This is a genomic window from Streptomyces sp. NPDC058470, from assembly GCF_042721055.1.
Classification (GTDB): Bacteria; Actinomycetota; Actinomycetes; order Streptomycetales; family Streptomycetaceae; genus Streptomyces.
Genome location: NZ_JBHXMF010000118.1, coordinates 1 through 8,049, shown reverse-complemented (window position 1 = coordinate 8,049; position 8,049 = coordinate 1). Strand labels below are relative to the sequence as shown.

The window sequence follows — 8,049 nt, the reverse complement described above, 5'->3', positions numbered from 1 at the left end:
GGTGGGTGGGTCGGGGGTGTGCCGGTACGTCCCGCCTGTCGTCGACGGATCAGGCCTTGGGTAAGGGTGTGGGTGGGCGTGCCGTCTGGTGGGTGGGTCGGGGGTGTGCCGGTACGTCCCGCCTGTCGTCGACGGATCAGGCCTTGGGTAAGGGTGTGGGTGGGTGTGCCGTCTGGTGGGTGGGTCGGGGGTGTGCCGGTACGTCCCGCCCGTCGCCGACGGATCAGACGTCGGGCAGGGGGTGGCGGGTTCGGTGACGCGGGCGTACGCGACGGGCATCTGGACGTACCGGTACGTCCCCTTCCGCCGTTGTTCGGCTGCGGGCCGTGGGGCGGCGGCAATGCATTTCGGCTCCGGCCCGGTGGTCGGTGGTCTGAGGTCGGCAGCTCGCGGTCTGCGGTGTTGCGGTGTCCCTCACCCGTCCGTGGGGGCTCCGCATTTCGGTCCCGGGAATTGTCTTCAGCCTGGCCGAGCTGTCTGCGGCTTGTCCGGCGTGCTTGAGGACGGGTGGTGCCGTCCCGATCCCCACCCGCCCGTGGGGGCGGCGTTTTCAACCCGTCCGGTGTTTGACCGTGAGGCGACGCCGTCCCGATCCCCCACCCACCCTCGGGGGCGGCGTCTTAGCCTGTCCGGCGTTTGAGGACGAGGCCGTTCAGGCCGTTCAGGCCGGTCTGGGGGTCTGGGGGCGGCAGCCCCCGGGAACAAGGGACGGGTAGGGGCGGAGGGGGCGAGGAAAGGTTGTTGTGGTCGGCGCTCGCGTCGGGGTTAGAGGAGGGAGGGGACTTCGGTGGCGGAGACTGAGCGGGCGGCGCGTTCCAGGGCGCTGGCCAGGAGGGCCAGGTCTGTGGGGCCGTTGCCGAGTTCGCGGACGGGGCGGCGCGCCGGTGGGTCGCCCATGCGGTGCCACTCCAGGGGGACGACCGTGGGTCGAAGGGTGGCCGTACGGGGGATACGCCCCGTGACCCGCCCGGCCTGGAAGGGTGTGACCCGCCCGTCGGGGCCGAGTAAACGCCCCCGCCCGGGCGCGGGTTCGTCCGGCCCGGGCACCGACGCCGCCGCGTCAAGAGTGACCCGCAGCGCCGCGGAACGACCCAGCTCGGAATCCCCGGTACGCCCCTCCACACCCGCCGCCGCCACGAGATGCACCCCGAGCCGCTGCCCTTCACGGGCAACCGACTCCAGAGCCCGTACGACCGACCCGGCCGAAGGCCGCCCCAGCGACCCCAACGCAGGGGAGAGCAGCGCGTCCAGGTCATCGACGACCACGACGAGACGAGCCAACGCCGGCCCTGGCTCCGTACGCTCCCGCGCCGCCGCCGGCCGCAACCGCAGCGTCGAACTGGGCTGCGCGTCGAGTTCCCCGGCACCGGACGAGCCACCGCCTGCCGACCGCTGCGTGACCATCCGCCCCGACACCTCGCGCCGGGTGTGCCACTCCGTGAAGTCGAGACGGCCGAGCAACTCCGCCCGCCGCTTCAGCTCGGCGCTCAGCGACTGGGCGAACTCCCGCATCCGTACGGGGTCGTTGGCGGCGAGGTGCGTGGTGACATGGGGGAGGTCCGTGCAGACGCGCAGCCCCTCGCCCTGCCCGCCGACATTGCCTCCGGTGCCGTCCCGCCCATCTATGAGGACGATCCCGAGCCGGTCCGGGCGCTCGGCGGCGGCGAGGGAGGCGGCGATGGAGCGCAGCAGTTCCGTACGACCGCTGCCCGACGGGCCCTCGATCAGCAGATGCGGACCCTCGGCGGCGAGGTCCACGCAGACGGGCCCGCGGGGGCCGGCACCGAGCACGGCCCAGCCGCGCCCGCCCAGCGTCTCCGCGTCGTCGCCCGCGTCGGCCCAACGGGCCATCAACGACGCCGGGGTGGCCCGAGCCAGCCCCAACTCGTCCAGCAGCCGCGCCATTTGGGGCAGTGGCACGGACACCCGCACATGCCGCTCCCCCTGCGCACCAGCACCATCCGTACGCAAGGGAGCCAACGCCCGGGCGAACCGCTCCGCCCACGCCACCGACACGGCGTCGACCGCGGCGACCGTGCCACGGCCCACGGGACCGCGGGTCACGGGGCCGGGTGGCAGGTGTCCGGAGGGGGTGGGGAGTGGGGAAGTGGGGCTGAGGGGGGCGAGGCGGGTGGAGCCTCCGTGCGTGGTGCCTCCGTGCATGGATCCGGCTTCGGTGCGACCTGCGTGTGGTGCCGCCGAGCCGCCGGTCTGGGGCGGTTCGCCGTGTGAGGGGGCGTCGTGTGCGGGTCCGTGCCCCTGGCCGGCATGTGCGGGGCCGCTCCCCGTGGTCCCGCTGTCCTTGGCCCCGGCATGGGGGGATCCGAAGCGTGCGGACCCGGCGTGCGTGGACCCGGGATGCGTGTTCTCGGGATGCGTGGCCAAGGAATCCGTGGATCCCGAATACGGGGTCTCGCCCCGGCCCGGAGTCGTCGCCTCCGGTGCCCCTGCCGGGGCCACCCGCAACAGCCGCAGCGCCGTCGCCACATCTCCGCTGAGCAGCGCGACCGCCCCGCACTCCCGGAACGGCGGTGACGTCACGCACGCCGCCTCGTAGGTGTCCGTCACCGGGGACGCGGGTGACGCCGATGCCGTCTCGGCGAGGCAGATGACATGGATGCCGGCCCGCGGACCCTCGTGGGCCAGCCGTGCCACGGACTCCCGTACGTCGGCGCCTCCGGGGTCGCCGTCCACGACGACGACCGTGTACGGGCCGTCGAAGGCGCCGTCCGCCGGGTCCTCGTCGCGGGCCCACGAAGGGCGCCGGGCTCCGCCGGGATGGGGGGTGTCGGGCGTCGGCGGGTGGTCGTCCAGGCGGCGGAGGAGTTCGTCGGTTCGGGCCGTGGCCTGTTCGCGGTCGTAGGCGAGGAGGAGGCGGCAGTCCTGGCCGTGGGTGGGGCGGAGGTGGGGGAGCCAGCCGAGCCAGGACCACTCGGCGGTGCGGTCCTCCACCGTGCGGGAACGGTCCGCGCTGAGCAGGACGATCTCCAGCACGTCGGGCGAGTGCAGCGCGGCGAGTTGCGCCACGACCGAGCGAGCCAGCCCCATGAGGCGGTCCCGCGGGCCGGCCAGGCCCAGCGCGCCGGCCTCCCGAAGGTCGGCGGTGACCGGCACCGCGGGCAGCAGGCCGGAACCGTCCGGCGCCGCCCGGTCGGTCGTACCCAGCCGGACCGTCAGTGTCTCCGGGTGCCCCGGACCGCGTTCCCACAGCCGGGGTCCCGGTCCCAGCGCGGTGAGCAGCAGCATTGCCGGGTCGGGCCAGCTCTCCGGTGACTGCGCCACCGGAAGGGGGTGCTTGTCGTGTGCGGTTTCTTCCTCGTCGTACGGGTCCTGCCCGGCCTCTGCCGGCTCTGCGCGTCCGCCGGCCAGCCGCCGGGCCCATGCGCCGAGTCCGGCTCGCTTTCGTACGCCGGAGGGCACGTCCGTGCCTCTGGGGGGAGTGCCTTTCCGCCCGCCCATGCCAGGAGTGTCCGCGTCGGTCTGGTCGTCGCTGTCCGTGCCTTCACCGGGAGGGGCGGTGGTCGTACCGGAGGATTCGCAGTTCTCGATCCGCGGGGCGCCGCCCTGTTCCGGCACGGCCGGGCCGTGCTCCTGGGCGGCGGTGATGCCCTCGGCCGACCCCCACTCCGCGGATCCGTAGGCGTGATGTGTCTCCCCGCCGGGCGGGCGGCGGGTGCCTGCGTCTCCCGCGCGCGCGGGAGGCACGCTCGCCGTCGGAGCGGACCGTGCCTGTGCGCCGCCGGGCGCACCGGCACTGCCGGTATCGCCCTGGGCGGGCACCCGGACATGCCCTTCCCCGTCGGGTGTCGTCGCCACCGGCCTCGTACCCCCGGGGAGAGCGAGCCTCAGGGCCGACTCGCCGACGCGCAGGAGCGCGCCCGGGGCGAAGCGGACCGGGCGGGTGCCCACGCGGGTGCCGTTCAGCACGGTGCCGTTCGTGGAGCCGAGGTCGGCGACCGAGACGCGGCCTTCGGGGGTGACCGTGATGGCCGCGTGCAGGCGGGAGACGTCGGGGTCGTCCAGCGGAACGTCCGCGTCGGCGGAGCGGCCGATGCGGATCTGGCCGCCGTGCAGCAGGTGGACGCCGCCCGCGTCGGGGCCCGCGACCACCTGGAGCTGGGCCGCGACGTCGTCCACGTCGGGACCGGGCTCCGCGGGGGAGCCCAGGGACAGCACGGCGCCGTCCGTCAGCGGTGGCTCGCCCACCGTGCAGCGCTGGGCGTCGAGGCGCTCGGCGCCCGCGTACAGCACGACCTGGCTGTCGCTTGCGCCGACCGCCGAGGCCAGACCGGATGCCACCGCCGCCAGCGCCGTCCCGGCGGGGGCGGTGACCAGCACATCGCAGGTCGCGGCACGCCCCCGCGGCTCCGAGGGCGGGCCCAGCGGGTCTACGACGGTCAGCCGGATCTGCATCGCCGTCAGAGGTCCCTTCCGCGCGGGTGTCCGCGACGAGGACGAGGCTGCGCTGTGGTCCCTCCACCGCAGATTCCCCCACCGCCTACGGGCACGTCGGCCAGTAAGGAAAGCATCCTCGCACCTGCCACTGACAACACGCCCGCCCCCCACCCGTAAGTGATCTTGATTGGTCGGCTCTGCCCGGAAAAGTTCCTGACCAGTGCCCTACCCGTGTCCGACCGGTGCCCGCTTGAGATCGGTCACGTTCAGGTCTCGGCAACCAAGCGACCGGACCGAGCGTCTTTCCATCGAACATGTACGGCAACTGGTACGTAAGCGACTATGAGGCGCACGGGACGAGGGGGGCCGCACAGGAGGACGACAGCCCGGTGCTATGCACCCCGGCACTAGAGTGGGTCGGAATCAGCAGGCGATAAGCAAGCAACAGGGAGCGCATGACGTGCGGCCGGTAGGGAGCAAGTACCTCCTTGAGGAACCGCTGGGACGCGGCGCCACAGGCACCGTCTGGCGCGCCCGCCAGCGGGAGACGGCGGGCGCCGAGGCGGCGGTCCAGGGCCAGCCCGGCGAGACCGTGGCGATCAAGGTCCTCAAGGAAGAGCTCGCGAGCGACCCCGACATCGTGATGCGGTTCCTGCGGGAGCGCTCCGTCCTCCTCCGGCTGACCCATCCGAACATCGTGCGCGTACGGGACCTCGTCGTCGAAGGTGATCTGCTCGCGCTCGTCATGGATCTGATCGACGGTCCCGACCTGCACCGCTACCTCCGCGAGAACGGCCCCTTCAGTCCCGTCGCCGCCGCCCTCCTGACCGCCCAGGTCGCCGACGCGCTCGCCGCCAGCCATGCCGACGGCGTCGTGCACCGCGACCTGAAGCCCGCCAACGTCCTGCTCACCCAGTACGGCGGCCAGATGCACCCGATGCTGACGGACTTCGGCATCGCCAGGCTCGCGGACTCCCCGGGGCTGACCCGGACCCACGAGTTCGTCGGCACGCCCGCGTATGTCGCGCCCGAGTCCGCGGAAGGCCGTCCGCAGACGTCCGCCGTCGACATCTACGGGGCGGGCATCCTGATGTACGAGCTGGTCACCGGGCGTCCGCCGTTCGGCGGCGGGTCCGCGCTCGAAGTGCTGCACCAGCACCTGAGCGCCGAACCGCGCCGCCCGTCGACCGTCCCGGACCCCCTGTGGACCGTCATCGAGCGCTGCCTGCGCAAGAACCCGGACGAGCGGCCCAGCGCCGAGAACCTCGCGCGCGCGCTGCGTACGGTCGCCGCAGGCGTCGGTGTGCACGCGAACTCCGCGCAGATCATGGCCGCGGAGGGTGTGGGGGCGCTGCTCGCCCCCGACCTGTCCCCGGCGACCGTCCCGGGCATGCCCGGCGCCGCCGACCCCACCCAGGTGCTGCCGCAGGGCGCGGGCGCGTACGACCCGAACGCCGCGACCAGCTACCTCCCGCACACCGGCGCCGCCGACCCCACCTCCGTACTCCCGGGCCGTGGTGCGGCCGACCCGACCGCCGTCATGCCGCCCGTGCCGCAGAACCAGCCGGGCGTGCCGGGACCCGAGGACCCGCACCCCTGGCAGAGCCAGCTCCGTGCGGCCCGCGACCGCAACGAGCCGACACAGGTCCAGTACCTCGACCCGAACGAGGACCCGCTGCGCCGCCGACCCCAGCGGCAGGTCGCGCGGCCCCAGCAGCGACCGCAGCAGGGTCAGCAGCCGCCGCCCGGATACGGATATCCGCAGCAGCAACAGCCGCAGCCCCAGCAGTACGCGCCTCAGCAGCCCAGGCGTCAGCAGCCTCCGCCGCAGCATCAGCAGCCCCAGAGGTACGCTCCCGCGCCGCAGCAGCCGCAGCAGCCCGCCCCGCGTGAACCCCGCGAGCCGCGGCAGCGCAGTGCCAACCCGATGAAGATTCCCGGGCTCGGCTGCCTCAAGGGGTGCCTGTTCACCGTCGTCATCCTCTTTGTCGCCGCTTGGCTGATCTGGGAGTTGAGTCCTCTTCAGGATTGGATTGGGACCACCAGGAGTTTCTGGGAACAGCTGACGACGATGTACCACACCGTCTCCGGGTGGGTCGGGGATCTCGGCGGAGGTTCCAGCGGGAGTTCCGGGACGTAATTCGGGACTTCTGGGAACCGACTCTGGGGATTTGTCGACACCTGGCGGGTGATTTCCGGCTCCGGCGTGAAGGTTGGCTCTTCAGGCGCGTACTTTTAGCGACAACACGCGTCCGTAGGAGCAGCCTTGGCACGGAAAATCGGTAGCCGGTACACCGCGAACCAGATTCTTGGGCGGGGCAGCGCCGGCACGGTGTGGCTGGGCGAGGGGCCCGACGGGCCCGTCGCCGTCAAGCTGCTGCGCGAGGACCTCGCCTCCGACCAGGACCTCGTGGGGCGCTTCGTGCAGGAGCGCACGGCGCTGCTCGGGCTCGATCATCCGCATGTGGTCGCGGTGCGGGATCTCGTCGTCGACGGCAATGACCTCGCGCTCGTCATGGATCTCGTACGAGGCACGGATCTGCGGACCCGGCTGGACCGGGAGCGGCGGCTCGCCCCCGAGGCCGCCGTCGCGATCGTCGCCGATATCGCGGACGCGCTGGCGGCCGCGCACGCCGCCGGCGTCGTCCACCGGGACGTGAAGCCGGAGAACGTGCTGCTCGACATGCAGGGTCCGCTCGGGCCCGGCGGCTCGCACCCCGCGCTGCTGACCGACTTCGGTGTGGCCAAGCTCATCGACTCGCCCCGGCGGACCAAGGCGACGAAGATCATCGGCACGCCGGACTATCTCGCGCCCGAGATCATCGAGGGGCTGCCGCCCCGCGCGGCCGTCGACATCTACGCCCTGGCGACCGTGCTGTACGAACTGCTCGCCGGGTTCACGCCCTTCGGGGGCGGACATCCGGGAGCGGTGCTGCGGCGGCATGTGACCGAGACGGTCGTTCCGCTGCCCGGGATCCCGGACGAGCTGTGGCAACTGCTCGTGCAGTGTCTGGCGAAGGCGCCGGCGTCGCGGTTGCGGGCGTCCGAGCTGGGGGCGCGGTTGCGGGAGCAGCTGCCCATGCTGGCGGGGATGCCGCCCTTGGACGTCGATTCACCGGACTCCGAGTCCGGGGAGGACAACGGGTACGAGGAGGCGGAGCCGGCCGCGCCGCGGGATCCGTCACCGGTCCGGCGGGCGGCCGTGCCGCTCGTGCCCGGCGCGGTGTCCGACTCGAACCGGGACACCCATACGTCGATGCGGGTGCCGGGGCCGGATGAGCTGGCGGGGGGCGCGCGGGGGACGGCTCGGGTGCCGCGGGCCGCGGGGACGCCGCGTCCTGGGTCCGCCCGGCATCGGGCTTCCGCTCGGCGACGGCGGATCACGCTCGGGACGGCGGCCGTCGCGCTGGTGGCCGCGGTGGGTGTCGGTACGTGGCTGGCCGCCTCGGGGGAGGACGGCGGGTCCACGCCGTCGCCGGACACGAAGAACTCGGCCCCGGCGGCTCCGTGACCCTGGTTTTCTCCGCCCCCTCCGTCCCCTCCGCCCCTTCCCGTCCCTTGTTCCTGTGTTCCTGGTGGCTGTCGTCCCCAGACCGCCGCTTCGGCCTGAACGGCCTCGTCCTCAAACGCCGGACGGGCTGAAAATCTTCAGCC

The 8,049-nt window shown here is 73.2% G+C and carries 3 protein-coding genes; 2 read left to right on the top strand and 1 reads right to left on the bottom strand.

All coding sequences use genetic code 11. The features are described from left to right. Positions 1-765 precede the first annotated feature (765 nt). Complete coding sequence (locus ACFWP7_RS42060) at positions 766-4,413, bottom strand: FHA domain-containing protein (protein WP_384393777.1); 3,648 nt, start codon at positions 4,411-4,413, stop codon at positions 766-768. 442 nt (positions 4,414-4,855) lie between these two features. On the opposite strand from ACFWP7_RS42060, the gene ACFWP7_RS42055 reads away from it, so the two are divergent. Both ACFWP7_RS42055 and ACFWP7_RS42050 read left to right on the top strand, forming a co-directional pair. Further along, positions 4,856-6,535 carry a protein kinase gene (locus ACFWP7_RS42055; RefSeq protein WP_384393774.1) on the top strand — a complete coding sequence of 560 codons (1,680 nt, stop codon included), beginning with the start codon at positions 4,856-4,858 and terminating at the stop codon, positions 6,533-6,535. Positions 6,536-6,661: 126 nt separating this feature from the next. Further along, positions 6,662-7,906, top strand: coding sequence for a serine/threonine-protein kinase (locus ACFWP7_RS42050; RefSeq protein ID WP_384393771.1), 1,245 nt, complete (start codon positions 6,662-6,664; stop codon positions 7,904-7,906). The last annotated feature ends 143 nt before the right edge of the window (positions 7,907-8,049 follow it).

Coding starts and splice junctions, on each gene's coding strand:
- ACFWP7_RS42060 (WP_384393777.1), bottom strand. CDS start 4,413: ATGCAGATCCGGCTGACCGTCGTAGACCCGCTGGGCCCGCCCTCGGAG.